The sequence below is a fragment of the Micromonospora sp. NPDC050495 genome (assembly GCF_040655175.1).
Lineage (GTDB): Bacteria > Actinomycetota > Actinomycetes > Mycobacteriales > Micromonosporaceae > Micromonospora.
This window is the reverse complement of the sequence record NZ_JBFAJK010000128.1, coordinates 1-1,243: the sequence shown is the minus strand read 5'-3', so window position 1 is coordinate 1,243 and position 1,243 is coordinate 1. Positions and strand designations below refer to the sequence as shown.

Annotated in this window: 2 protein-coding genes; one reads left to right on the top strand and one right to left on the bottom strand. The window is 68.7% G+C overall.

Going from position 1 to position 1,243, the window contains the following annotated elements; all coding sequences use genetic code 11:
• Positions 1–148: 148 nt before the first annotated feature.
• The gene (locus AB0I11_RS34410; RefSeq protein ID WP_357330123.1) at positions 149–796 is read left to right on the top strand and encodes a hypothetical protein; all 648 of its coding nucleotides are present in this window, start codon (positions 149–151) and stop codon (positions 794–796) included.
• Between the two features lie 32 nt (positions 797–828).
• Here AB0I11_RS34410 and AB0I11_RS34405 read toward each other — a convergent pair.
• Positions 829–1,243 (bottom strand): polysaccharide deacetylase family protein (locus tag AB0I11_RS34405; protein ID WP_357330121.1); only part of this gene is annotated, 415 nt, incomplete at its 5' end.

Genomic DNA, 1,243 nt, shown 5'->3' with positions numbered 1-1,243 from the left:
GTGACACGATCCACTGAGCCGTTCCCGGGCGGCGGGGTACCAGGCGACGCTCCTGGCGTGTACCCGACGTATTCCGCGAGGTGACAGCATGCGTGTCACAGCGGAACCCTTCTCGAAACTCTCGTACATCGGTAGTGAGGTAGTAACAGTGCACAAGCGACGCATCGTTTTCGCGGCTTCTGCGGTCGCCCTGGGGCTCGGTCTCTCGGCCTGCAACGGTGACGACGGCGAGTCGGCCGCGAAGGAGTCTCCGGCCGCGTCGGCGTCCGCTTCGGCCCCGGCCTCGTCCGAACCCAGCAGCGAAAGCCCGACCGACGACAGCGGCGACGGCGGCAACGGCGGCGAGGCCCCCGCGGGCGACGTCACCGCCCCGGGCACCAAGCTCAAGACCGGCGACCGGGCCGTCCTGCCGTTCCGGTACACGAGCGACAAACAGGGCACCATCGCCGTCACCGTCACCGCCATCGAGAAGGGCGCCGAATCCGACATGGCCGCCTTCGGCGACAAGGCGAAAGGCATGACGCCCTACTTCATCAAAATGAAGGTGGAGAACGTCGGCGGCACCGACCTCTCGTACGCCTCACTCAAGCTCGACGGAGTACTGGACGGCGGCGCGGGCACCGGCGTCATCCTGATGGGCGACATCCCCGGCAAGTGCGACCGCGAAACCGCACCCCGCGACTTCACCACCTACGAAACCTGCTCCCTCGCCGCAACAAAGACCGCACCCGTCACCGGCGCCGAATTCGACGAGGGCGACACCTACAGCGACAGCCCGGTCGTCTGGACCAACTGACGGTCACGTCGTCCGGTACGGGCCGGCCTCGCTCAGCGCACCGGGAAGCCGAACGCGTACCCCTGCTCCTTCAGCCAGGGCAGGACTTCGCGCAGAGCGGCCACGGTCTCGGAGCGCTCTCCTCCCGCGTCGTGGAAGAGGACGGTCGGCCCGTTGGCGATCTCGCGCTTGACGGTGGCGACCATGGTGGCGGCGCCGGGATGTTCGAAGTCCTTGGTGTCGACGTTCCAGCCCAGGGGGCGCATCCCCCGCGAGGCGGCGAGCTTGCGGCTGGCGGGGGTGAAGGCGCCGCCGGGAGCGCGGTAGTACATCGGCCGTACGCCCCCGGACGCCTCGGTGATCATGCGCTCGGCGTCGAGGATCTGCTGCGACTGGTAGGCCACGGGCTTCTTGTCCATCGCCGTGTCGTGCGACACCGTGTGGTCGCACAGCCGGTGCCCGGCGGCG